The 23,770-nt window shown below is 60.5% G+C and carries 26 protein-coding genes; 16 read left to right on the forward strand and 10 right to left on the reverse strand.

The annotated features are described in order from the left end of the window. Nucleotides 1-9 precede the first annotated feature (9 nt). From ctaD to ACHZCU_RS15800, 13 genes are all read left to right on the forward strand, one after another. Entirely contained in the window at nt 10-1,665 is a 1,656-nt protein-coding gene (gene ctaD, locus ACHZCU_RS15740; protein ID WP_106301587.1) for a cytochrome c oxidase subunit I, read from the forward strand. Between the two features lie 93 nt (nt 1,666-1,758). Then, entirely contained in the window at nt 1,759-2,694 is a 936-nt protein-coding gene (locus ACHZCU_RS15745) for a heme o synthase (protein ID WP_319519508.1), read from the forward strand. Nucleotides 2,695-2,701: 7 nt separating this feature from the next. Then, nucleotides 2,702-2,836 (forward strand): hypothetical protein, encoded by a 135-nt coding sequence (locus ACHZCU_RS15750; RefSeq protein ID WP_319519509.1) that lies wholly within the window; start codon nt 2,702-2,704, stop codon nt 2,834-2,836. A 13-nt stretch (nt 2,837-2,849) separates the two neighbouring features. Then, the gene (locus ACHZCU_RS15755; RefSeq protein WP_319519510.1) at nt 2,850-3,449 is read left to right on the forward strand and encodes a cytochrome c oxidase assembly protein; all 600 of its coding nucleotides are present in this window, start codon (nt 2,850-2,852) and stop codon (nt 3,447-3,449) included. Between the two features lie 118 nt (nt 3,450-3,567). Then, nucleotides 3,568-4,452, forward strand: a complete 885-nt coding sequence (locus ACHZCU_RS15760; protein ID WP_319519511.1) for a cytochrome c oxidase subunit 3 — start codon at nt 3,568-3,570, stop codon at nt 4,450-4,452. A 58-nt stretch (nt 4,453-4,510) separates the two neighbouring features. After that, nucleotides 4,511-4,789 carry a GNAT family N-acetyltransferase gene (locus tag ACHZCU_RS15765; RefSeq protein ID WP_106301575.1) on the forward strand — a complete coding sequence of 93 codons (279 nt, stop codon included), beginning with the start codon at nt 4,511-4,513 and terminating at the stop codon, nt 4,787-4,789. Nucleotides 4,790-4,828: 39 nt separating this feature from the next. After that, complete coding sequence (locus ACHZCU_RS15770) at nt 4,829-5,221, forward strand: DUF983 domain-containing protein (protein ID WP_319519512.1); 393 nt, start codon at nt 4,829-4,831, stop codon at nt 5,219-5,221. Further along, nucleotides 5,214-5,948 carry an SURF1 family protein gene (locus ACHZCU_RS15775; protein WP_319519513.1) on the forward strand — a complete coding sequence of 245 codons (735 nt, stop codon included), beginning with the start codon at nt 5,214-5,216 and terminating at the stop codon, nt 5,946-5,948. The genes ACHZCU_RS15770 and ACHZCU_RS15775 overlap by 8 nt, the downstream gene beginning before the upstream one ends. After that, a complete protein-coding gene (locus ACHZCU_RS15780; RefSeq protein WP_319519514.1) occupies nt 5,941-6,420 on the forward strand; it encodes a mismatch-specific DNA-glycosylase in 480 nt (159 codons plus the stop codon). The genes ACHZCU_RS15775 and ACHZCU_RS15780 overlap by 8 nt, the downstream gene beginning before the upstream one ends. 70 nt (nt 6,421-6,490) lie before the next feature. Further along, complete coding sequence (gene ispH, locus ACHZCU_RS15785; protein ID WP_319519515.1) at nt 6,491-7,486, forward strand: 4-hydroxy-3-methylbut-2-enyl diphosphate reductase; 996 nt, start codon at nt 6,491-6,493, stop codon at nt 7,484-7,486. 164 nt (nt 7,487-7,650) lie between these two features. Further along, on the forward strand, nt 7,651-8,613 hold the full coding sequence (locus ACHZCU_RS15790; RefSeq protein ID WP_319519516.1) for a homoserine kinase: 963 nt from the start codon (nt 7,651-7,653) through the stop codon (nt 8,611-8,613). 2 nt (nt 8,614-8,615) lie between these two features. Beyond that, nucleotides 8,616-9,059 carry a ribonuclease HI gene (gene rnhA / locus ACHZCU_RS15795; protein WP_319519517.1) on the forward strand — a complete coding sequence of 148 codons (444 nt, stop codon included), beginning with the start codon at nt 8,616-8,618 and terminating at the stop codon, nt 9,057-9,059. A gap of 35 nt (nt 9,060-9,094) precedes the next feature. Continuing rightward, nucleotides 9,095-9,403 carry a Dabb family protein gene (locus ACHZCU_RS15800; protein WP_106301556.1) on the forward strand — a complete coding sequence of 103 codons (309 nt, stop codon included), beginning with the start codon at nt 9,095-9,097 and terminating at the stop codon, nt 9,401-9,403. A gap of 4 nt (nt 9,404-9,407) precedes the next feature. Here the strand turns inward: ACHZCU_RS15800 and ACHZCU_RS15805 are convergent, their stop codons facing one another. From ACHZCU_RS15805 to ACHZCU_RS15815, 3 genes are all read right to left on the reverse strand, one after another. Beyond that, the gene (locus ACHZCU_RS15805; RefSeq protein ID WP_319519518.1) at nt 9,408-10,517 is read right to left on the reverse strand and encodes a hypothetical protein; all 1,110 of its coding nucleotides are present in this window, start codon (nt 10,515-10,517) and stop codon (nt 9,408-9,410) included. 126 nt (nt 10,518-10,643) lie between these two features. Further along, the gene (locus tag ACHZCU_RS15810; protein ID WP_106301550.1) at nt 10,644-11,129 is read right to left on the reverse strand and encodes a peroxiredoxin; all 486 of its coding nucleotides are present in this window, start codon (nt 11,127-11,129) and stop codon (nt 10,644-10,646) included. A 51-nt stretch (nt 11,130-11,180) separates the two neighbouring features. Beyond that, the gene (locus ACHZCU_RS15815) at nt 11,181-12,005 is read right to left on the reverse strand and encodes a protein-disulfide reductase DsbD domain-containing protein (protein WP_319519519.1); all 825 of its coding nucleotides are present in this window, start codon (nt 12,003-12,005) and stop codon (nt 11,181-11,183) included. Nucleotides 12,006-12,173: 168 nt separating this feature from the next. Here ACHZCU_RS15815 and ACHZCU_RS15820 point away from each other — a divergent pair, with 168 nt between their 5' ends. Beyond that, nucleotides 12,174-12,761, forward strand: coding sequence for a YqgE/AlgH family protein (locus tag ACHZCU_RS15820; RefSeq protein WP_319519520.1), 588 nt, complete (start codon nt 12,174-12,176; stop codon nt 12,759-12,761). Nucleotides 12,762-12,837: 76 nt separating this feature from the next. Continuing rightward, entirely contained in the window at nt 12,838-13,899 is a 1,062-nt protein-coding gene (locus tag ACHZCU_RS15825; RefSeq protein WP_319519521.1) for a putative zinc-binding peptidase, read from the forward strand. A gap of 36 nt (nt 13,900-13,935) precedes the next feature. On the opposite strand, the gene ACHZCU_RS15830 is transcribed toward ACHZCU_RS15825, so the two are convergent. The 4 genes from ACHZCU_RS15830 to thrC all read right to left on the reverse strand — a co-directional run bounded on the left by ACHZCU_RS15830 (nt 13,936) and on the right by thrC (nt 20,235). Then, nucleotides 13,936-16,833 (reverse strand): EAL domain-containing protein, encoded by a 2,898-nt coding sequence (locus ACHZCU_RS15830; RefSeq protein WP_106301538.1) that lies wholly within the window; start codon nt 16,831-16,833, stop codon nt 13,936-13,938. A 9-nt stretch (nt 16,834-16,842) separates the two neighbouring features. After that, nucleotides 16,843-17,445, reverse strand: a complete 603-nt coding sequence (locus ACHZCU_RS15835) for a GNAT family protein (RefSeq protein WP_319519522.1) — start codon at nt 17,443-17,445, stop codon at nt 16,843-16,845. 77 nt (nt 17,446-17,522) lie between these two features. Then, complete coding sequence (locus ACHZCU_RS15840) at nt 17,523-18,821, reverse strand: pitrilysin family protein (RefSeq protein ID WP_319519523.1); 1,299 nt, start codon at nt 18,819-18,821, stop codon at nt 17,523-17,525. Nucleotides 18,822-18,837: 16 nt separating this feature from the next. Further along, nucleotides 18,838-20,235 (reverse strand): threonine synthase, encoded by a 1,398-nt coding sequence (thrC, locus tag ACHZCU_RS15845; RefSeq protein ID WP_319519524.1) that lies wholly within the window; start codon nt 20,233-20,235, stop codon nt 18,838-18,840. 201 nt (nt 20,236-20,436) lie between these two features. Between thrC and ACHZCU_RS15850 the strand changes: the two genes are divergently transcribed. Continuing rightward, nucleotides 20,437-20,970 (forward strand): hypothetical protein, encoded by a 534-nt coding sequence (locus tag ACHZCU_RS15850; RefSeq protein ID WP_106301526.1) that lies wholly within the window; start codon nt 20,437-20,439, stop codon nt 20,968-20,970. Nucleotides 20,971-21,219: 249 nt separating this feature from the next. On the opposite strand, the gene ACHZCU_RS15855 is transcribed toward ACHZCU_RS15850, so the two are convergent. The 3 genes from ACHZCU_RS15855 to ACHZCU_RS15865 form a co-directional block, all read right to left on the reverse strand. Next, a complete protein-coding gene (locus ACHZCU_RS15855) occupies nt 21,220-21,909 on the reverse strand; it encodes an HAD family phosphatase (protein ID WP_319519525.1) in 690 nt (229 codons plus the stop codon). Nucleotides 21,910-21,993: 84 nt separating this feature from the next. Continuing rightward, the gene (locus ACHZCU_RS15860) at nt 21,994-22,911 is read right to left on the reverse strand and encodes an NAD(P)-dependent oxidoreductase (protein ID WP_319519526.1); all 918 of its coding nucleotides are present in this window, start codon (nt 22,909-22,911) and stop codon (nt 21,994-21,996) included. After that, on the reverse strand, nt 22,908-23,768 hold the full coding sequence (locus ACHZCU_RS15865; protein WP_319519527.1) for a glycosyltransferase: 861 nt from the start codon (nt 23,766-23,768) through the stop codon (nt 22,908-22,910). Before ACHZCU_RS15865 ends, ACHZCU_RS15860 begins: the two co-directional genes overlap by 4 nt. Between the last annotated feature and the right edge of the window lie 2 nt (nt 23,769-23,770).

Consider the following 23,770-nt stretch of genomic DNA (forward strand, 5'->3'; position numbering starts at 1 on the left):
GAGACGATCATGGCCGAAGCAGGCATTCACACCGCTCACGACGACGACCATAAGCCCGGCTTTTTCGCCCGCTGGTTTCTGTCGACCAATCACAAGGATATCGGCACGCTCTACCTGATCTTCGCCATCTGTGCGGGCATCATCGGTGGCGCGCTCTCCGTTGCCATGCGCATGGAGCTGCAGGAGCCCGGTATCCAGATCTTCAACGGACTGGCCTCCATGGTCTATGGCGACGCGGGGGCGGCAGCCGTTGACCAGGGCAAGCACCTCTATAACGTCTTCACCACGGCGCACGGGCTGATCATGATCTTCTTCATGGTGATGCCGGCGCTGATCGGCGGTTTTGCCAACTGGATGATCCCGATCATGATCGGCGCGCCGGACATGGCGTTTCCGCGTCTCAACAATATTTCCTTCTGGCTGATCGTTCCGGCCTTCCTGCTGCTGCTGTTGTCCATGTTCGTGGAAGGGCCGGCCGGTTCCAACGGTGTTGGCGGCGGCTGGACCATGTATCCGCCGTTTTCAACATCGGGGATGCCGGGGCCTGCGGTGGATCTGGCGATCTTTGCGCTGCATGTGGCGGGCATTTCCTCCATTCTGGGTGCGATCAACTTCATCACTACCATTCTGAACATGCGCGCGCCGGGCATGACGCTGCACAAGATGCCGCTGTTTGCTTGGTCGGTGCTGGTCACCGCCTTCCTGCTGCTGTTGTCGCTGCCGGTTCTGGCGGGCGGCATTACCATGCTGCTGACGGACCGTAATTTCGGCACCACCTTCTTTGCGCCCGATGGCGGCGGCGACCCGATCCTCTACCAGCATCTGTTCTGGTTCTTCGGCCACCCGGAAGTCTACATCCTGATCCTGCCGGCCTTCGGCATCATCAGCCACATCATCTCGACCTTCTCGAAAAAGCCGGTCTTCGGCTATCTCGGCATGGCCTATGCCATGGTCGCGATCGGCGCCGTCGGCTTCATCGTCTGGGCGCATCATATGTATACGGTCGGCCTGTCGCTCGACACCCAGCGCTATTTCGTGTTCGCCACCATGGTGATTGCGGTGCCGACCGGCGTGAAGATCTTCTCGTGGATTGCCACCATGTGGGGCGGGTCGATCACCTTCAAGGCGCCGATGGTCTGGGCCATTGGCTTCATCTTCCTGTTCACCGTCGGCGGCGTGACCGGGGTGCAGCTTGCCAATGCCGGCCTCGACCGGTCATTGCACGACACCTATTACGTGGTGGCGCACTTCCATTATGTGCTGTCGCTCGGTGCTGTCTTCGCGATTTTCGCCGGCTGGTATTACTGGTTCCCGAAGATCACCGGCTACATGTATAACGAACGCGTCGCAGTCATCCATTTCTGGGTCATGTTCGTCGGTGTGAACCTGGTGTTCTTTCCGCAGCATTTTCTCGGTCTTTCGGGCATGCCGCGCCGTTACATCGATTATCCGGATGCCTTTGCCGGCTGGAACGCGGTTTCGTCATATGGCTCCTATATTTCCGCCATCGGGGTTCTGATCTTCCTCTACGGCGTGTATGAGGCGTTTGCGAAGAAGCGGATTGCCGGCGATAACCCCTGGGGCCCGGGCGCGACCACGCTCGAATGGCAGCTTTCCTCGCCGCCGCCCTATCACCAGTGGTCGGAACTGCCGCGTGTGCGCTGATCTGGACAACTGGACAAAAACATGAGATCGCGCGCCCGACGCATGAGCGAGGGGCGCGCGGGCTTTTTGGAAATAAGTGAGACAGAGCAGATCATGACAGTATTGGACAGCGAGACCGGTCTGGCGCATACCGATATCGGACTTTCGGAGGCGACGGCGCGCGATTATTTCGCACTGCTGAAACCGCGTGTGATGTCGCTGGTGGTGTTTACCGCCTTTGCCGGGCTTTTCCTGGCCCCCGGTTCGATCAATCCGGTCATGGGTGCCATCGCCATCCTGTGCATCGCCACAGGCGCGGGTGCGTCCGGTGCGCTCAACATGTGGTATGATTCCGATATTGATGCTGTGATGTCGCGCACCGTGAAACGGCCGATCCCGAGCGGACGGGTGACCCGTCAGGAAGCGCTTGCCTTCGGCATTACGCTTTCCTGCTTTTCTGTTGCGACGCTTGGTCTTGCGATTAACTGGTTTGCCGCCGGCCTGCTGGCGTTCACGATCCTGTACTATGCCGTGTTCTACACGATGTGGCTGAAGCGTTCGACGCCGCAGAATATCGTGATCGGCGGGGCCGCCGGCGCGTTTCCGCCGATGATCGGCTGGGCGGCGATGACCGGGAGCATTTCGCTCGACAGCATCATTCTGTTTTCGATCACCTTTCTGTGGACCCCGGCGCATTTCTGGGCGCTGGCGCTCTACAAGATGGGCGATTATGACGATGTCGGCATCCCGATGATGCCGAATGTTGCCGGCGAAAAATCGACCAAGAACCAGATGGTGGTCTATGCGGCGCTGACGGCATTTGCCGGCGTTGCGCCCGCGCTGACCGGCCTTGCCAGCCCCTTCTATGCGGTGTTCGCTGGGGCGATGGGCACCTATTTCGTGTTCGCCTCGCTGAAGGTGCGGGCGATGCCGGAAGGTGACGAACGGATGCTGCCGGCGAGAAAGATGTTCGGGTTCTCGATCATCTATCTGTTTGCGATCTTCGCGGCGCTGATTGCCGATCGCGCCGTTTTCATGATTTTCGGTTGAGGTGTTCATGATCGAGACAGTCAAGCTGACCGACAAGCAGAGAAAAGCCCGGCGCGGCCGCAATATCGCGCTCGGCGTGCTGCTGTTCGGTCTTGTCGCGCTGTTCTATATCATTACCATGGTCAAGTTCGCAGCGGTCTGAGGAGGCGTGCACGATGACAGGGGAGGGGAAACAGCGACCACGCAATAACGGCGCCATCGTGTTGATGTGCCTTGTTTTCGTGGTCGGCATGACCGGCATGAGCTTTGCCGCCGTGCCGCTCTACCGCATCTTCTGTCAGGTGACCGGCTATAACGGGACCGCGCAACAGGTCGACCAATATTCCAGCGTCGTTCTCGACAAACGCATCAAGGTCACCTTCGATGCCAATGTCGCGCCGGGGCTCGACTGGGAGTTCAAGCCGGTTCAGCCTTCCGTGTCGCCGAAGATCGGTGAAACCGTGCAGGTCATGTTCAAGGCGCACAACAGTTCGCGCGAGCCGGTCAACGGTCAGGCGATCTTCAATGTGACGCCTCTGCAGGCCGGCGCCTATTTCAACAAGGTTGAATGTTTCTGCTTCACAGAAACCACGTTGCAGCCGGGTGAAACGCTGGAAATGCCGGTCGTTTTTTTCGTCGATCCGGCAATCGTGGAGGCGGAGGAGACCAAGGATATCAGGGTGTTGACCCTGTCCTATACATTTTTCGAGCATGAAAAGCCCGCTTCCGACCAAGCGGCGGCGCTGAAAACCGATACGGCCGGCAGAAAGAGCTGAGCCGCTGTCCGGTTTGCGGTCGGTTTGCGGCCGATTTGCGGATTGTCATCCGCAGGGATTGATTCAGGCAGCAAATTCGGCCCTTATGCTGCAAAGGGAGAGGAAACGGGGACCATCCATGGCGGAGACGCAACACAAAAATCACGACTACCATATCATCGACCCGAGCCCGTGGCCGCTGGTCGCCTCCATCGGCGTGTTCCTGATGGCTTTCGGCGGTGTCGGCTATATGCGCTATCTCAGCGGCGGCTCGTTCAAGATCCTGGGTCTGGAACTGGCCCAGCCCTGGCTGTTGCTCATCGGTCTGGTCGTCGTTGTCTACGTGCTTCACGGCTGGTGGTCGGATACGATCAAGGAGGGGCAGGAGGGCCATCACACGCCGGTGGTCTCGCTGCATCTGCGCTACGGCATGATCATGTTCATCGCCTCGGAGGTGATGTTCTTCGTGGCATGGTTCTGGGCGTTCTTCGATGCCAGCCTGTTCACCGGAGAGGCGATCCAGGCGGCCCGTGTCGAAGCCACGGGGGGGACATGGCCGCCGGAGGGGATCGCGGTCGTCGATCCCTGGCATTTCCCGCTTTACAACACTGTGATCCTGTTGCTTTCCGGCACCACGCTGACCTGGGCTCACCATGCGCTGCTGCATGGCGACCGCAAGGGGCTGATCCAGGGGCTGACGCTGACGGTCGTTCTGGGGCTGCTGTTCACCGGCGTTCAGGCCTACGAATATTACGAGGCGCCGTTCGCCTTCAAGAACTCGATCTATGGCGCAACCTTCTTCATGGCGACCGGCTTTCACGGTTTCCACGTGGTCGTCGGCACGATTTTCCTGATCGTCTGCCTTGTGCGTGCGGCGCGCGGTGCGTTCACGCCGGAGCAGCATTTCGGTCTCGAGGCGGCGGCCTGGTACTGGCATTTCGTCGATGTCGTCTGGCTGTTCCTGTTCTTCACGATTTACATCTGGGGCGGCTGGGGCGCGCCGCTTGCCGAAACAGGTCACTGATTTTTTCAAACCCGGCCGCCGTCTGAAAAGCGGCGGCCGTTTTTCATGAGGTGCCGCTATCACTGTTCAGGAAGAAAAGACCGCTTCGGGTGGTCGCTATTTCGTGGTTGTGGATGGCCATGAGGCCGAGATGACCTATTCGCGGGCATCCGAAAAGCTGGTGATTATCGACCACACAGGCGTGCCGGATGCACTGCGCGGCCAGGGTTACGGCAAGGTTCTTGGCGAACATGCGGTGGCTGCCGCCCGCGCGGGCGGCTGGAAGATCGTGCCCTTGTGCCCGTTCTTCAAGGCGCTCAGCATCCGTCATGAAGAATGGCAGGATGTCATCCAGTAAGAGGCGCCGCGCCGGTTTGCGGCGGCGGCGAGCAATGCCATGTCTGAAGACGAACACAATCACGAACCTGTGAATCTGATCCTCTCCGGCCTTGCCGGGCGTTGCCCGCATTGCGGCAAGGGAAAACTGTTCGATGGTTTTCTGACGCTGAAGCCCGCGTGTGAAAACTGCGGTCTCAGCTATGCCTTTGCCGATTCCGGCGATGGTCCCGCCGTGTTCGTGATGATGGCCGTCGGTTTTGTGTTGATCGCGCTGGTGCTGTGGACCGAGATTTCCTATGCGCCGCCGCTCTGGGTGCATGCTCTCATCTGGGTGCCGGTTGCCAGTGCCCTGTCGCTCGGGGCGCTTCGGGCCTTCAAGGGTGTTCTGATCGGCCTGCAATATCGTCACAGCGCCGCCGAAGGCGTGATCGACCGCTCCGACGATGCCTGAGCGACTGTCGCCACTTCGCGCCATTGGTCTGGTGTTGGCGCTGGCAGCCTTCGTCTGCCTGATCCTGCTCGGCAACTGGCAGGTTCGCCGCCTGCACTGGAAACAGGACCTTCTGGCCACCGTTTCAGCCCGTCTTCAGGCGCCGCCGGTCCCGCTTGCCGAAATCGAGGCGCTTGCGGCCGAAGGCGGCAATATCGAGTACCGCCCGGTAACCGTAAGCGGCCGGTTCGAGCATGACGGCGAGCGCCATTTCTTTGCGACCTTCGAAGGCCAGTCCGGCTATTACGTCTATACGCCGCTGAGGCTTGCAGACGGACGCGCCGTATTCGTCAATCGCGGCTTCGTGCCCTTCGACATGAAGGCGGTGGAAACGCGGGGCCAAGGCCAGGTCGAAGGCACGGTGACGATCACCGGGCTTGCCCGGGCGCGCCTTTCTGAAAAGCCGTCCTTTCTGGTGCCTGAAAACGATGTGCCGCAAAATATCTTCTACTGGAAGGACCTCGACAGCATGACGGCCTCCGCCGGGCTCGATGCGCAGAAGGTGCTGCCCTTTTTCATCGATGCCGATGATGCGCCCAATCCCGGCGGCCTGCCGGCCGGGGGCGTCACCCGCATTTCGTTTCCGAACAATCATCTGCAATACGCCATCACCTGGTACGGGCTGGCCGCGGTGCTTGCCATCGGTGTTGCGGTTCTCGTTTTCAAAGGGCGCAGGCGTGATGATTGATCTTCTTTCGCCCGGTCTCGATATCGTTTTCTGCGGAACCGCCAAGGGCACGATTTCCGCCCGTACGGGGTCTTTCTATGCCAATCCCTCGAATCGTTTCTATCGCATTCTGCACGAGATCGGGTTGACGCCGGAGCAGATCGCGCCCGCTGATTTTCGCCGACTTGCCGATTACGGCATCGGGCTGACCGACCTGAACCAGAGCGAAAGCGGTATGGACCGCGCGCTGACAGCTAAGCATTTCGACCTGTCCGGTTTTCGCGAAAAGATGTTGTCTTGCCGCCCGAAACTCGTGGCGTTCACCAGCGTGAATGCGGGGCGGATTTTCTTTGCCGACAAAAAGATTGTCTGTGGCCTGCAGCCGGTCGGCATCGGCGATATTCCCGTTGTGGTGCTGCCATCCACATCCGGCGCAAACGGACATTGGACAAAGGACTGTCATCATTGGTATCAGTTGCCCGGATTGATTTGACGCGCCGAAGCCCCATTTGGGGACAAACGCCGCAAGGCGACGCAATGACGAACATACGAAAGAGCCGGACATGACCAAAGGGCCACTCACCATTCGCCTGTGCGGGCCGCGCGGCTTTTGCGCGGGCGTCGACCGGGCCATTCAGATCGTGGTGCTGGCGCTGAAACGCTATGGCGCGCCCGTTTATGTGCGCCACGAGATCGTTCACAATCGCTATGTGGTCGAGGGGCTGGAGGCTCTGGGCGCGGTCTTTGTCGAGGAGCTTGACGAGATCCCGGCCGAACACCGCGAACAGCCGGTGGTGTTTTCGGCCCACGGCGTGCCGAAATCGGTGCCTGCCGATGCCGAAAAGCGCAATCTCTTCTATCTCGATGCCACATGTCCGCTGGTTTCCAAGGTGCACAAGCAGGCCATGCGCCATCAGCGGCTCGGCCGCCATGTGGTGCTGATCGGCCATGCCGGCCATCCGGAAGTGATCGGCACGATGGGGCAATTGCCGGAGGGCGCGGTCTCGCTGATCGAGACGGTGGAGGAGGCCGAAAACTACGCCCCCGCCGATCCGGACAATCTCGGCTACGTCACCCAGACCACGCTTTCGGTCGAGGACACGGCGGCGGTGATCGCCAAGCTACAGGAACGTTTTCCCAAGCTGATGGCGCCGGCGGCCGATTCGATCTGCTATGCCACCACCAACCGGCAGGAGGCGGTGTCTGCCGCAGCCCCCGGCTGCGATCTGTTCATCATCGTCGGCGCGCCCAATTCATCGAATTCACGGCGTCTGGTCGAGGTTGCACGCCGCGCCGGGGCCAGCCATGCCATTCTGGTGCAGCGCGCCACCGAGCTTGATTTCGAAGCCATCGGCAATATCGGCACGCTTGGCATTTCGGCCGGTGCGTCGGCCCCGGAAGTGGTGGTCAACGAGATCATCGAAGCCTTCCGCGCACGCTTTGACGCACGGCTGGAACTGGCCGAAACCGCCATCGAAAACGAGCATTTCCTCGTCAATCGCGAACTGCGCGATATGGAACTGACGGTCGAGGACATGGCCTTTGTGAACGGGCGGTAGACTTTCGGTTTGCCGTTGTCGGGGTAGCCTGTCGCCAGAGCGATCAATGCCGACGCGTGCCGGAAAGAATATTGGGGCTCGCGGTTCTTCATCGGCACGCGTTTGCTTGACAGCGGCGCGGGCATCGTGAAAACCAGCAGCAGATTTTCCATCGAGGAATTGCATTGGCCGTCTATACCGATATCAACGAGGTTGACCTGAAGGACTTTCTTCAGGCCTACGACACCGGCGAGCTACTGTCCTTCAAGGGCATCGCCGAAGGTGTCGAGAACTCGAATTTTCTCCTGCACACGGACCGGTTTCCGCTGATCCTCACGCTTTATGAAAAGCGCGTCGATGAGAACGATCTGCCGTTTTACCTCGGTTTGATGCAGCATCTGGCCGAGCGTGGCATTTCCTGCCCGCTGCCGTTGCCGCGTTCCGATGGTGCGCTTTACGGCCAGCTTTGCGGCCGGCCTGCGGCGCTGATTTCGTTTCTCGAGGGCATGTGGCTGAGAAAATCGGAAGCACGCCACTGCCGCGAACTTGGCGTGGCGCTCGCCCGCATGCACATCGCCGGGCAGGATTTTCCGCTTCGCCGCGAAAATGCGCTGTCGCTGAAAGGCTGGGTCGATCTCTGGGACAAATCGGCGGCCCGCGCCGATGAGGTCCAGTCGGGGCTCGAGAGCGAAATTTCCGAGGAACTGGCGCTGCTGGAAGACCGCTGGCCGGTGGACCTGCCGGAAGGCGTTATCCATGCCGATCTGTTTCCGGACAATGTGTTTTTCATCGGCGACACGCTTTCCGGCGTGATCGACTTTTACTTCGCCTGCAATGATTTCCTCGCCTATGATCTGGCGGTCTGCCTGAATGCCTGGTGTTTCGAAAAGGACCGTTCGTTCAACGTCACAAAGGCGAAAGCGTTGATCGAGGGCTATCAGAGCGTGCGCCCGCTGAGCGCGGCCGAAATCGAGGCATTGCCGCTTCTGGCGCGCGGTTCGGCGCTGCGGTTCTTCCTGACCCGGCTTTATGACTGGCTGACGACGCCGGAAGGCGCGCTGGTGGTCAAGAAGGATCCGCTTGAATATCTGCGCTATCTCCGTTTCCACCGCTCGGTCAAAAGCGCCGGCGAATACGGGCTGTCGTGAGCATGAAGAAGGTTGAGATCTTTACCGACGGGGCCTGTTCGGGCAATCCCGGCCCGGGGGGCTGGGGCGCGGTGCTGCGCTATGGCGACAAGGAGCGCGATCTTTGCGGCGGCGAGGCGCAGACCACGAACAACCGTATGGAGCTGATGGCGGCGATTGAAGCGTTGAAGGCGCTGAAACAGCCTTGCGCGGTGTCGCTTTATACCGATAGCGTCTATCTGAAGGACGGCATCGGCAAATGGATCCATGGCTGGAAGAAGAACGGCTGGAAGACGGCCGCCAAGAAACCGGTCAAGAATGCCGAGCTCTGGCAGGCGCTTGAAGCCGAGCGGAATCGTCATGATGTCACGCTCTACTGGGTCAAGGGCCATGCCGGCCATGAAGAGAACGAACGCGCCGACGAACTGGCGCGTCAGGGGATGGAACCGTATAAAAAACAGCGGTGAGGGATGATGCCCGACCGTTTTCCCGGAGGATTGTGATGATTTTGCATTGTGTTTTCATACGTTTTCAACAGGAAGTTACGGTCGCTGAAAAACAGGCCATCTACACCGATATCGCCGCGTTGAAGGGTGTTGTGGACGGGATCGTTGATGTGAAAGCGGGGCCGAATGTTTCGCCGGAAGGGCTGGACAGCGGCTATGTCGACGGCTTCACCGTGACCTTCGAGAATGCCGCAGCGCGTGACGCCTATCTCGACCATCCCGACCACAAGGCCGTGTCGGAAAAGATCGTGGCTGCCGCAGCCGGCGGCATGTCGGGTATTTTCGTCTTCGATATGAAGATCTGAAGATTTACGCAATCAGGCGGACAAGCAGCCGGCCGAACGGCAGCAGCGCGATCCGCCATCCAAGCCGCAGCAGGCGGAAGCCGAAATAGGCTGCCCCTGCAAGCCAGAGGGCCAATGACACGGTCCAGCTTGCCGCAGACAGAAAAAGGCCGGTGAGTGTCACGGCGCCGGTTCCCAGAAGATAGAGCACCGCACGGAAGCGTTTTCCGATACGCGCCGACAGCTTGCCGAGTTTGGTGAGGTCGGCGGGTGTATCGGCGATTTTCAGCATGTCGGTGCCTGCGCGCAGGCCCTGTCTGGTCATCACCTTGCCGACACCGGTGGCGGCATCCTGCATGTGCATCAGCGGCTTGGTATTGAGCGAGGCGGCCAGTGCCCGGCTGGCTGCCGGCACGTTGCCGCGCTTGAGCAGTGGCAGGGCCGTTCGCAGCGCCGGCGCGTTGACGGCCTGGCGTGAAAGGCGGGTGAATGCGCGCCTGAGCGGCCGTGTCAGCGCACCGGTCTTGCCCGCAACCTTCAGCGCGCTTGCGCCGACTTTCGCCGGTGTTGTCGAGCCTGCCGTCAGAACCACAGTGCCGGTTATGGCAAGGCCCGCCACCGACAGGCCGAGGATGAAGGCGTCGTAGTCTTCGCCTGAAAGATACGCGCCGCCCTCGACAATGATATCTCGAACATCGCCAATGGTGGTCAGATCGGTGGCGATCGTGCCGACAAGACCGGCGGTGCTGTCGGGACGACCCGTCAGCGCCCCTTCAAACAGTTCCGATACCTGGTTGCCGAGGCTGTTTTCGGTCGAAACCGCGATTTCGGTCCGCTCGCGCAACACGCCGTCAATGCGCACATCCCGGCTGTCGGCAAGGATCATGATGCTTTCGGCAAGCTCGGGATCGTCAGCCGTCAGGGCCTGTCTGATCGCCGCCTCATATGTTTCCGGCGAAAGGCGGTCGAGCCGATAGTCCGTGATCGTGACCGGATCGTTGTACGCGGCAAGCAGCCTTGCTGCGCCGAAGCCGTTCGGCACGATAAAAGGCGCTGTCACAACCAGTGCCGCGACAAGGATTGCCGTGCTGATGGTGCGCACCGATTTCCAGAATACCAGCGTCATTGCAGCCATACCGTTTGCTGCACTTTAAATCAGTTCACGCCGGAAATGAACTGGCCGGCAGAAACTGCCGGCCAGAGGGCATGCGTTATTGTGATGCCGGCGCCGGCGGCAATATCATCCGGCGCGCTGAGAGGATCAAAGCTGGCCGAGAATGGTGGCCGCTGCGGAGACGGTGGCCTCGCCGGAATTATCCTCGACATTGAGTTCTTCCACCACGCCGTCCTTGACCAGCATGGAGTAGCGCTTGGACCGGGTGCCCAGTCCGCCACCCGAAAGGTCGAGTTCCATGCCGAGCGCCTTTGCAAAGGCGCCGTCCGGGTCCGAAAGGAAACGGATCTTGCCTTCGCCGCCCGTTGCCTTCGCCCAGCCGCCCATCACGAAAGGATCGTTGACGGCAATCACAGCGATTTCGTCGACGCCGCGCGAAAGGATGGCATCGCGGTTTTCCAGATAGGTCGGCAGGTGGTTGATCGAGCAGGTGGGCGTGAAAGCGCCCGGAACGGCAAACAGCACGACCCGCTTCGATTTGAAGAATTCATCGCTTGCGACTTTCTCCGGCCCGTTTTCCGTCAGTTCCATGAAGGTGGCGGACGGCAGGGCATCTCCCTTGGCAATCGGCATTTTGAAATCCTCTTCCTTTTGTTGAAAAGACCTCATGACGACTTAGGGACGCTAGGGCGTGATGACAAGCGGTGTTTCCATGGCGCGGCCATCGGATTTGACCAGAAGCAACCAGTCGCCGTCCATCGGATCGGCATCCTCGGGCAAGGCCGAAAGCGGGATGTCGACGACAAAACCGCCGTCTTCAAAAGGACGCGCCTCAGCTTCGACAATGAAGCCGTTGCTGTTGGCAAGGGTGATTTCGCTTTCGCTCGACCCGTTGGGAAGCGTGAGCAAAATCCGCATGCCGCTGTCGGTCAGCATGGCATCATCGGCATGAAAGCCTTCCGAGGGCTGTTCGGGAAGTCGCGTGCGGGCAACGGCCAGAATGGCCTTGTCGACCGGGGTTTCGGCAAAGGCATCGGCGTCTGCCGGTATGTCGAAGGTCGTCTGGAAGGGGATGCAGATATCCTTGCAAAGACCGATGAAGGCGTTGACGCTCAATGACGGGAGCGCGCCGGGATCAGTCTTGAGGATCAGCGGGAAGGTCACCGGCGCATCATAGCCCATATCGGTCATGCCGGCGACGCTGAGCCGTTTCGGCACGGGATATTCGATGGTTTCAAGATGCGCGTTTCCGGTGCCCGAAACGGTGATCTGCGGCGGAATCCCGCTTTCGCCCGGCTCGCGCCAATAGGTGATGAACCCGTCTTCTGGCTCCACCTGAAGGGCGGCCTGGATCGTGCCATCGTCGGCGGGCGGGCTGACGATAAGGCGCATGCGCCCGCCGGCGTCTTCCGCCCATGGCGTGGCAGCGGCATAGGCCTGTCCGGCCGTGGCGACGGCGGCGGCAGCCAGAAGGGCGGCGATGGTAAAATGATGCAACAAGCGTTTCATGGCGCGTTATCTAGCGCAGGCTTGCGCCCGCCGCCATGCGTGGCGCGCGCTTTTCGGACAATTTCATTTGAACATTGCGTGACCTTGCCCCATGTTCAGAACATGCCTAGGATAAATTTTGAAAGCGGCGAAAACACCTTGCTGGAGGCCGACTTGTTTGAAAACCTGATGACAGAACGTGAGCGCGGCCCGTTTGACGGCCAGTTCCTGATCGCCATGCCGCAACTGGCGGAGAGCGATTTCGAACGCAGCGTGATCTACATCTGCGCCCAGTCCGAAGAGGGCGCGATGGGTTTTGTCATCAACCGTGCCCAGTCGGTCACCTTTCCCGAGGTGCTGGAACAGCTTGATCTTGTCGGCGAGGAGCATTCGGAACTCAATGCGCCGGGGATCGGTGATTTTCCGGTTCTGTGCGGCGGGCCGGTGGAACCCGGCCGTGGTTTCGTTCTGCATTCCGATGACTATTCCGGTGACGGCAGCATTCCCATTACCGACGATCTGTTCATGACCGGCACGCTTGACGTGCTGCGTTCGGTGGCCGCCGGCAAAGGGCCGGGCAAGGCCATGCTCGTGCTTGGCTATGCCGGCTGGGCGCCCGGGCAGCTGGAAAGCGAGATCGCCAACAATGACTGGCTGACCTGCCCCGCAATCGAAGACCTGCTGTTCGACCGTGACCTCGACAGCAAGTATGAGCGCGCGCTCTTCTCCATGGGCGTGCGCCCGTCGTCGCTGTCGACCAATGTCGGGCATGCCTGAAACAATTTCCTGGGCCTATCCGTTAACCGGAAGCTGATGGCCGCCCGGTGGGGGCGGCTGCAGGTGTGAGGCTTAGATGAAATTATTCGAGTGCGACCACTGCGGACAGGCAGTCTATTTTGACAATGAGGTCTGTGTCGCCTGTGGCCATCGTCTGGGTTTCGACCCCGCCACGGTCGCTATGTATGCGCTGAAGACGGAGAATGCGCAGACATGGCACAAGGCGGACGATCCGGCGGTCCGGTTTCGCTTTTGCACCAATGCCCAATTCAATGTCTGCAACTGGCTTCTACCGGAAGGCAGCGATGAGGCGTTCTGCCCGTCCTGCCGGCACAACAATCTGATACCCGACACCGCATCCGAGATTGGCCGCAACCGGTTCAGCCGGATTGTCGCGGCGGAACGTCACCTGTTCTACTCCCTGCTGCGCTGGGGCGTTGATACGCCAACGCGCGCCGAAGACCCTGAAAATGGTCTGGTCTTCGACTTTCTGGAAGACACCATCGACCAGAACGGTAATCTCCAGCCTGCCATGACCGGCCACGACAACGGCGTGATCTCGCTGCGTGTCGCCGAGGCCGACGATGTCACCCGCGAAATTGCCCGCAAACAGATGAACGAGCCCTATCGCACGCTGCTCGGTCATTTCCGCCATGAGGTCGGCCATTATATCTGGGATCGGCTGGTTTCCCGCGGTGACCGACTTTCGGAATACCGGGAAATTTTCGGCGATGAACGGGAGGATTATCAGGCCGCGCTGCAGCGCCATTACGACAACGGACCGCCACAGGGCTGGCAGGACAATTTCGTCAGCGCCTATGCCTCAACCCACCCCTGGGAGGACTTCGCCGAAAGCTTTGCGCATGCGCTTCATATCGTCGATACGCTGGAAACGGCACGGGCTTTCGGGCTGATGGTGGACGATGCCAATCTCGCGCCACTCGGTGATCCCTATAAATGTGCAAGCGGCAAGCGGCTGGCGGATTCGTGGGTTCCGCTGACCATCGCGATGAATGCCATTCACAAGTCGATGGGGCAGCAGGATTTCTACCCCTTCGTGCTCACGCCGGAAATCATCCGCAAGCTCGATTTCGTTTTCACCCTGTTGATCGTGCAGCAGGACGACGGGCACGCCTGACGGCCTATCGCGCACAAAGCGCGATCAGCCCGCCTATCAGGCCTCTGCAGCCGCGACTTCCTTCAGCAGGCGCAGTGCGACGGGCGCTGCCACGGACGTGCCGTAAAGCGGCCCGCTGGCATAGGTGCAGCCGGCATCGGCAATGGCCTTCGCGTCGACCTCGCTGCCGACATCTGTAACGCCCACAGCCGTGCCCAGCCGCGAAGCCAGGTTGGTGAAAGCCTCGATCAGGTCGGTCTGGGTCTCCTGGTTCTGTTTGAAGACCGCATTGTCGATGTAGGCTGCATCGAAACGGAAACCCTTGAGTAGCGTCAGCGACCCCTGACCGTTGCCGAAATCCGACAGCGTCACGCCGGTTCCGATGGTGCGCAGATACTGAAGCGCGAGCTTGGCCTGTTCCGGAGCCTTCTGGATCACCTCTTCGGGGATCGAGAACACGACCTGTCGCGGCGCGTTTTCGGACTGGCGCACGAGGCTTTCCAGCTCGATCAGCGTACTGGTCCTGAGCATTTCCGTACAATTGAGCTCGATCGAAACGAAGGGACGGGCCTTCGGCAGGGCCTGCTGCCATGCGGCAAGGTCTTCCAGCGCCTGCCAGACGGTGTAGAGCACCAGTTCCGACGAACGTTCTGCCTCGCGGCTGATCTCGAAGATTTCGCCGGTTGAGATTTCGCCGCGCTGGGGGTGTCTCCAGTTGAGCACGCACTTGAATCCGGCCACCTTGTGACTGTCGGCGCGCATCACCGGCCGGTAGAACACCGACATTTCCTTGCGGTCTATGGCTCTTGCGAGATCGGCTTCCATGCGTTTGCGCTCATCATCGAGCATGCGCAGCGCCGGACGGTAGGTTTCGACGGTGTTGCCGCCCATGCGCTTGGCACGCTGCATGGCCAGCCGTGCATCCTCCAGGAACGTCTCCGCCGATTCCTGGCCGTCGTGCCACGACGCAATGCCGATCGATGCCGTCAGTGCAATCTCCCGGTTTTCGAATGTGATCGGCACATCGATGGCGGCAACCAGTTCATCGGCGAATTCGGCAACGGCATCGGGATTGGTCTGAGACTGCAGGATGATGGCAAAGCTGTTGCCGGAAAGCCGTGTCAGCGTGTCCTGCGGCTTCAACAGGCGCTGTATGCGACGTGTCAATGCGATCAGGATATTGTCACCGGCGGCAAAACCGAGCGTTTCGTTGATATCGTGGAACCGGTCGATATCGGCGACGATCAGGGTGGGCTGCATCGCCGGCACGGTTGCCGACATCGTCACCAGGCATTGCAGCCGGTCGATGAGAATGGTGTGGTTGGGAAGCCCTGTCAGGTTGTCGACAACGGCATCCTGCAGCAGGCGCTGGGTGCTGACCTTGTGGTCGGTCTGGTCCGTCAGCGTGCCGACGCAGCGGATCACTTCGCCATCGGTGCTGAGCACGGGGCGGGCGCGGATCAGCATCCAGTGGTAATGACCATCATTGGCGCGAATGCGAAATTCGAGCTTCAGCCGGCCGCGTCGCCATTCCAGAAACAGGTCGAGCGTCGATCGAAACCGATCGCGGTCACCGGGATGCAGATATTGCAGCCAGGTGCGGGCCGGGCCGTTGAGCGCGCCGGGGGAAAGACCCAGTTTCGGTGCGAAGTCCGGTTCGGTGACAATCCGGTCACGCCCCACATCCCAGTCCCAGACCGTCGCCTCCGTTCCCAGCAAAGCCAGCGCCTGACGCTCCAGATCGGAAAACAGGCCCGGCTGATAGGCCCCGCCGGCGAAGGAATGCTGGATGACGGTAAAGCCGAGCAGCAGCACGATCAGGACGAGACCGCCGGCAAGCGCGGGCTCGACAATGTCGTTGTCGATGCGGCCGGTGACGGTCATCCAGGCAGCAAACAGCCAGGCGACAATCAGCGCCCAGGCCGGCATCAGCAGGATGGCCCGGTCATAGCGGCGCAGGCTCAGATAGATCATCAGGACGATGCCGGCGACCACGGTTGCCGCAAACGAGATCCGGGCAATGCCGGCCGCTGCCGGCGGATCAAACAGCGCCAGGGCAAACAGCGCCATCAGCAGCACACCCCAGGCGGCTGCCGCATAGCCAAGCTGGGCATGCCAGCGCGCCAGATTGAGATAGGTGAACAGGAACACCACAAGGCTGAAGGCGACGGCGACATCGGCGCTCGCCCGCCATATCCGCAGGTCGCCGGGCGACAGCGGGATCAACTGGTTGAGGAAATTGAAATCGATCGCGACAAACAGAAGAACCGACCATGCCAGCATTGCCGTTGCCGGCAACACCGTCGTTCCCTTCACCACAAACAGGATGCTCAGAAAAACCGCCAGAAGCCCGGCAATGCCGAGCACCACGCCGTGATACAGCGTGAAGGCGTTTTCCGTGTCCTTATAGGCGTCCGGCTGCCAGAGATAGAGCTGCGGCAGTTCCGCCGTGTTCAGCTCCGCCACGAAGGTGATGACCGCGCCGGGATTGAGCGTGATTGAAAACACATCGGCATCGTCGCTTGCGACTCGGTTGAGCGCAAAGCCTTCCGAGGGCGTGATTGCCGCAATCCGCGAAGACCCAAGATCGGGCCAGAACAGCCCGGAGGCGGGCAGGCGGAAATGCGGTGCAACGATCAGGCGTTCGAGCTGCTCGTCGGAAATATTGGCCAGCGAAAACACCGCCCAGTCGCCGGGGTGCTCCGCATCGCTCGAGCGCACCTCGATCCGGCGTCTGATGCCGTTGGCATCGGGAACCGTGGAAATCTGAAGGACATTGCCTGCGTTGGGATAGAGATCGATCTGATTGGTCAGGTCGATGGCGATATCGCCGCGTGAAACCTCCACCGGCTCAACCGCGAATGTCTGTGCTGGCGCAGACAGAAACACCAGTATCAGCGCGAGGGTGGCAAGGACGTATCGGTAAAACCGGGAAAGGTTCTGGGGCACTCGCATCTCAGCTCTTCAATTCCGTTTGGCGCGATGGTCATCTTTGAGCAGGGCATAAAGATGGTGATCCTGCCATTGGCCGTTGATGCGAAGGTATTTTTGCAAATGCCCCTCCTTGGTGAAGCCTGCTTTTTGCAGCAGCGAAGCACTGCGCCTGTTTGAGGGGATACAGGCGGCCTCGATGCGGTGCAAGCTCAACTCCTGAAAGATATATGGAATTACGATTTGAAGCGCTGCAAACATGTGGCCCTTGCCGGCATAGGGCTCGCCCATCCAGTAGCCCAGCGTGCACATTTGTGCGACGCCCCGACGGATCAGCCCGATGGTTATGCCGCCGACAAGCGTGTCGGTTTCCTTCAGGAAGATGAACAGCTGAATGCTGGTGCCCTCGTCGAAATCCCGGTTCAGGCGATCGATGCGCCGGCGAAAGGCGCGCGCGCTCATGTCGTCGACATTCCACAGCGGCTCCCATGGCTGCAGGAAGGCGCGGCTTTGTATGCGCAATTGCCGCCATGCCTGAAAGTCAGAGGCGCGCGGCAGGCGCAGCAGGTGTGTTTCGGACTGAATGGCGAAACCGCGTCGTCTGAGCGCCTTAGGCGCAGCAAGAAAGGCGAACAACCGACTGTCTCCACTCATCAGGACCGCCGTTGCCGGGCATAAGGGCGAATTGGCGTCGTTCGTTCGCCATCACACTGTCAAAGGCCCGCCGGGGCGGTTTCCTTCTCCTGAAAGGCGAGGCTTTCGACGATCTCGTCAAGCGGCGCGAGCTGCTCGATGGGGCCGACGGCCGACAGCGTCGGCGTGGCATCGTAGAACGCGCGTCCGGCAAGATCCGTCAGTCTTCTGGGCGTGATGTTCTCGATCCGCATCATCATTTCCTCGTTGGGGATTGGACGTCCCCAGAGCATCACCTGGCGGGCGATCTGTCCGGCGCGGGCGGCCGCACTTTCCTGTCCCATCAGCAGCTGCGCGCGGATCTGGGCGCGCGCGCGCTCGATTTCCGTCGGATCGACCTTTTCGGCCGCTTCGCGCAACTCGTTGATGATCACCGGAACCAGTTCAGGCAGCTGGTCGCCACCGGTTGCCGCATGCACGGCGAAAACGCCCGAATCGGAAAAGCCCCAATGGAAGGCGTAGACCGAATAGCAGAGGCCGCGGATTTCCCGGACTTCCTGAAACAGCCTGGATGACATGCCGCCGCCGAGCACATTGGCCAGGATCTGCGAGCAGTAGAAATCCTGAGCGTGATAGGCCGGTCCCTCGAAGCCGAGAATCACCTGCGCGTCGGAAAGGCTGCGCGTTTCGCGGGCCTCGCCGCCGGTATAGTTTGCCGCTTCCACCAGCGGCGGTGTTGCGGGCTTTTGCGGCAGGGCCGCGAACCGGTCTTCCACAAGGCGGGCGAAGGCGTCATGGTCGACAGCGCCGGTTGCCACGATATAGATTCGGTCGGTCGTATAATTGCGGGCAAGATAGCGGCGAATATCGTCCGGCGTGAAGGCCATCACCGTTTCCGCCGTGCCCAGGATCGGCCGGCCGATCATCTGGTCGCGATAGGCTGCACCGGCAAAATTGTCGAACACAACGTCGTCGGGGATATCGTTGGCTGCGCCGATTTCCTGCAGAATGACGTTTTTCTCGCGCGCCAGTTCTTCCTCGTCAAAGGCCGAACTGGTCAGAATGTCGGCGAGGATATCCACGGCAAGCGGCAAGTGGTCCTTCAGAACCCGCGCATAATAGGAGGTCGTCTCCGTCGAGGTCGCGGCGTTGACCTCGCCGCCGACATTCTCGATTTCCTCGGCGATCTGACGCGCAGTCCGGCGCTTGGTGCCCTTGAAGGCCATGTGTTCCAGAAGATGGGCGATGCCGTGCTCGTTCTGGAGTTCGTTGCGGGATCCCGACTTGATCCAGGTTCCGATCGCCACGCTCTGGATATGAGGCATGTTCTGGGTGACGACGGTCAGCCCGGAGGGAAGCCGGGTGTACTCTACTGTCATGCGATCCTGTTTCCTATCATTGGCGTCCAGTGCTCAATCCGTTGCGAACGAATGCTTCCACCGCGTCGAGTTCGGGGGGAAGGACACTGAAATGCTCCTCCTTGTCCATCAGGCCAGCAAGCCATGCCGGGAGCGCCGGGTCAATACCACAAGCCGATTTTACGGCGGCGGGGAACTTGGCGGGGTGCGCTGTTGCGAGCACCACCATCGGGTTTTCAGACTGATGCGCCCGCGCAACCGACATCGCGACAGCCGTGTGCGGATCAATCACGACGCCGGTTTCTTTGAGCGTACGGGCGATCTCGGCTGCGGCATCCTGCTGATTAGTGCGTCCGGCGGAAAATACGGCGCGAATATGCTGAAGCGTTTCTTCTTCGATGTCGAAGGCGCCGGACTGTTTCAGCCCGGCCATGGCCCGGCGGATATAACCGGCGTCGCGTGCGCTTGCCTCAAACAGCAGGCGTTCGAAGTTGGACGAGATCTGGATGTCCATCGACGGCGAGGTGGTTGCCTCGACGCCGCGCATTTCATAGCGGCCGCTTTCAAGCGCACGCGCCAGAATGTCGTTTTCGTTGGTGGCAATCACCAGCCGGCCGATGGGCAGCCCGATCTTTCGCGCGACATAGCCGGCAAAGATATCGCCGAAATTGCCGGTCGGGACGGTGAAATCGACCGCGCGGTCGGGCGCTCCGAGCGAGACGGCGGCGGTGAAATAATAGACCACCTGCGCCATGATGCGCGCCCAGTTGATCGAGTTGACGCCGGAAAGCTTCACCTCGTCGCGAAAGCCGCCGTCCGCGAACATCGCCTTGACGAGGTTCTGGCAGTCGTCGAAATGCCCTTCGACGGCAATCGCGTGGACATTCGGCGCGCCAAGCGTGGTCATCTGCCGCTGCTGGACCGGCGAGACCTTGCCGTGCGGGAACAGGATGAAGATGTCGGTGCGCGTGCTTGCCGAAAAGGCATCGATTGCTGCCCCGCCGGTATCGCCCGATGTTGCGCCGACGATGGTCGCGCGTGTGCCGCGGGCTTCCAGCGCATAATCCATCAGCCGCGCCAGAAGCTGCATGGCTACATCCTTGAATGCCAGCGTCGAGCCATGGAACAGTTCGAGCGTGAAGCGGTTTGCCCCGCTCTGGACAATCGGCGTCACCGCCTCGTGCCGGAAGGTGGCATAGGCATCGTCGATCATCGAGCGCAGGCGGTCATCGGGGATTTCGCCGCCGACAAACGGCTTGAGGATGATAAAGGCGATTTCCTGATAGGACTTGCCGCGCAGCGCGCGAATATCTTCTGTGGACATCTGCGGCCATTCGCGCGGCAGGTAAAGACCGCCGTCAGATGCCAGTCCGGCGAGAAGCGCGTCGGAAAAACCGAGGGTCGGAGCATCGCCCCGCGTCGAAATATAGTCCACGCAAAGCCCCTTTATGCTTGCCAGGTGTCGTAAAATGTCTAGCTTGTGGCACGCTCAGGCCTTACCGGTTGTCTCGGGAAGGCTTTAAGCGTGGCGCGTGGCTGCGGGTCATGCCAGACAATCGAATTCTTGCGTTTGCGCTGATATAGAACAAAGCCGGAGGGCTTGAAAAGCCCTTGAGAGAGGAAAGGAATACTCGCCGTGTCATTTCGCACAACCCGCCGTCTGGCTGCTGCTTTGGCCCTTGTCGGGCTCGCGGCCTGTTCAACAACCGAACCTGAGCCGGAACCCGCGCCGGCCCAGCCGATCACGCCGGGCATCAATCTGACCGCGCTTTCGCGTATCTGCCCGAAGGCCATGCTGGATGACGATCAGACCTTCAAGCGTATCTATTCGCCTTCGAGTTCCGATGATGCCGACGATCTGGCCTATCAGGTTTCCCTGTCGGAATATACACGCACCTGCTCTGTGGCGCCGAGCGGTGATCAGCTGTTGCTGCAGGTCGCCGTTGCCGGCCGCCTGATCGGCGGGCCGAAGGCAAGCCCCGGCACCTACAAGGTGCCCGTACATGTCGAACTGGTTGACGGTTCCGTCGCGCTTTACGATCAGGTCATCACGCAGGAAGTCGAGCTGCCCGCCGAGGGGCTTTCGACGCAGTTCCTGTTCAAGGCCGACAATATTCCGGTGCCCCCGACCGCAGGCGAGAATACCCGCGTGAGGGTCGGCGTTAACTGAGCCTGGAGGATGCGGGCGCCGTTAAACGGCGTCCCGGTTTGTTGATAAACCTGCCCCTCACTCCGGGTCTTCCTCGGGCTTGACCCGAGGATCCAGGGCCACACGATGTACGCTTTCTTGAACCCCTTTCTTGTCAAAGGGCTGAGTGGAATGGATGCTCGGATCACGTCCGAGCATGACGCCTGTGGGGACGGCTGACGGAGGTAACAACGTGCACGTCCTTGGGTTTGTCAGCAGTCTGGGACGCCGTTAAACGGCGTCCGACCATTCCAGAAGCGCGGTTGCCACCGCCGGCAGGTCTTCCATCCGGTGGATCACGGTTTCCGCGCCGGCCTCGGTCAGCTGGTCGGCATGGCTCGGCGTGGTGTGCGATGCGCCGGTAAAGCCGACAACACGCATGCCGGCTGCCGTTGCGCCGGTGACGCCGTGAACGGAATCCTCGATCACGAGCGTGTTTTCCGGTTTCGCTCCCATTTTTTCAGCGCCGTGCAGGAAGATGTCCGGCTTCGGCTTGACCCGGTCGGGGCCAAGGCTTTCTGCGGAAAAGATATTGGGCTCGAAAATGTCGCGCAGGCCGACCTTGGTCAGCATCATCCTGATCCGCTCCTCGCTCGAATTGGAGCATATGCAGCGCGGTTCGGAAAGCTGGGCCACGGCCTCTCTTACGCCGGGGATCGGTTGCAGCTCGCGTTTCAGACGTTCATCGAGAATCGTTTTGGATTCGTCGATCAGTGTTGCCTGAAGCGGAATTGCCGCTTCCTTTTCGACCGCCAGCAGGATGTCGCGCCAAGTCATGCCGGCAAACCGTTCGCCGATTTCACCGGCGGTGATCGGATAGCCGGCCCCGGTCAGGAGTTTCGATTCCACCTGCGCGGCGAGAATTTCCGAATCGACCAAAACGCCGTCGCAGTCGAATATGATGAGGTCAAAGCGGCTCATTGATAAATCCTGTTGGTCATTGATGTCCCGGGGTGTGGGACGATAGCACGTCGCACATAGTATTGATCGGCGGTCAGATCAATTTCATGAATGTTCGCGGCCGTCCTGCCGGGCCAGAAAACCCTCGACCAGCGTTTGCAGCGTGGCGCTGAAAAGCGGAATGCCGCCCGTGCGCCAGCCAAGTGCATTGAGCCGGCTGGTCGCCATCACATTGATGCGGTCATGATCGGCGCGTGCGGGGAGCGGGTGAGGCGAGGCAAGCGCCGCCTTCAGCGGCGCAAGGATCGTGTGGTTGTCGACCACGATATCGGAGACGTGGAGCGCTTTTCCCGAAACCTTGGGGATCGGCGCGCCGAGAACGGCCAGAACCGCGTCCGCAAGATCGCGTCCGTGCAATTCGCTGCCTGCTCTTGGTTCGATCGTCCGGCCCGCGAGATAGTTTTCGAAAAGTGCTTCCCACTTGTTGGGAAACAGGTCGCCGTAAATGCCGGTGGCGCGCAGGCTCACCGGCACGAAGCCGGGTCTGGCAAGGGCTGCAAGCGCCTTTTCGGTTTCGAACTTGATGGTGCCGTAAAGGCTTGCCGGATTGGGCACAAGGGTCTCCGGCAACGGCGTTGCATCAGGGTAGCCGTCAAACACGGCACGGCTCGACAGAAAAACGCAATGCCGCACCCCGGCCGCCCGGGCAGCCTCGAACAGGGCAATGCTGCCATTGACATTCAGCTTCACAAAACCGGCCGGATCGTCTCCCTCGCCGCCGCGATAGCGACCCGGCACATGGGAGAAAGCAGCGTGGACGAATGCGTCGATACCTTCAAACAGTTCGTCGGAAACGCGCTCGGCCGAAAGGTCGAGCGGCCTGTAGCCAACGGCAGGCGAAAACAGCCCGTCTGGCGGCGCGGAACGGCCGGCGACGGAGACCTGATGGCCTGCCGCGAGACAACCTTCCACGATATAGCGACCGGCCAGCCCGGTGCCGCCACTGACGAGAATGTGCTTCATGCCGGTTTTTTCGGGTTTTCGAGCGTTGCGATATCCGGAATCTTGTCGCCGTCGAAATAGGCCCACCAGAGATCGATCAGCGGTTTCAATGTCTCGGCGCGGGGGTGGTCGTCCTCCCACGGCTTTTCATACTGGTAGTGCAGCACGCCGATATCGGACCAGTTCCAGAGGTCCGGCAGGTTGAACCAGACATATTGCAGCATGTTCATGAATACCGGCAGGCCATGCCAGTCAGGAAAGAATTCCTGAAGGAAGGTCTGGTCGGTGCGGCGCCAGAAGGCCTCCGGCGCATCGAGAGCTTCCAGCATGGCCTCATAGGTCGCCATGTCCGGTCGGGCGACGAACACACCGGAATTCAGCCGGTGAAAATCCGCAACGCTTTCATAGACATTGGGTGCCGCGGAAAATTCCGGGTAGAAGAACAGCTTGTCGATATTCTTCAGCACGATCGCATCGGCATCGATGAACACGGTGGCGTGGTATTCGATCAGCTGCCAGAGCCTGATCTTGCAGAAATTGTCGAGCGGCGTGTGGAAGTCCGGCTTGCGGCCCTTGGTGAAGGGGGCATTGTCGTGAACTTCGCGGCGCGCATGGCGGGCATTGAAGGCTTCCGATAACGGCAGATGGTCGACGCCGATCAGCCGGCAGCCGATATCCTCGAGCTGTTTCAGGCTTTCCTCGGGCGTGCCGCCGGTATGCAGCACGACAACATCGGCAGGCGTGCCGGTCAGAAAGATCGACCGCGCCAGCGCCAGCGCGCCCATGGCGTAATCGGCGTTGGTCACCAGTGTGACGAAGGCAAAGGGGGCCTTGGCGTCCGCGCTGCGGCGGACGCCTTCGTTTGCAGGATCAGTCATCA

Origin of the sequence: uncultured Martelella sp. (assembly GCF_963677965.2) — a bacterium.
Classification (GTDB): Bacteria; Pseudomonadota; Alphaproteobacteria; order Rhizobiales; family Rhizobiaceae; genus Martelella; species Martelella mangrovi.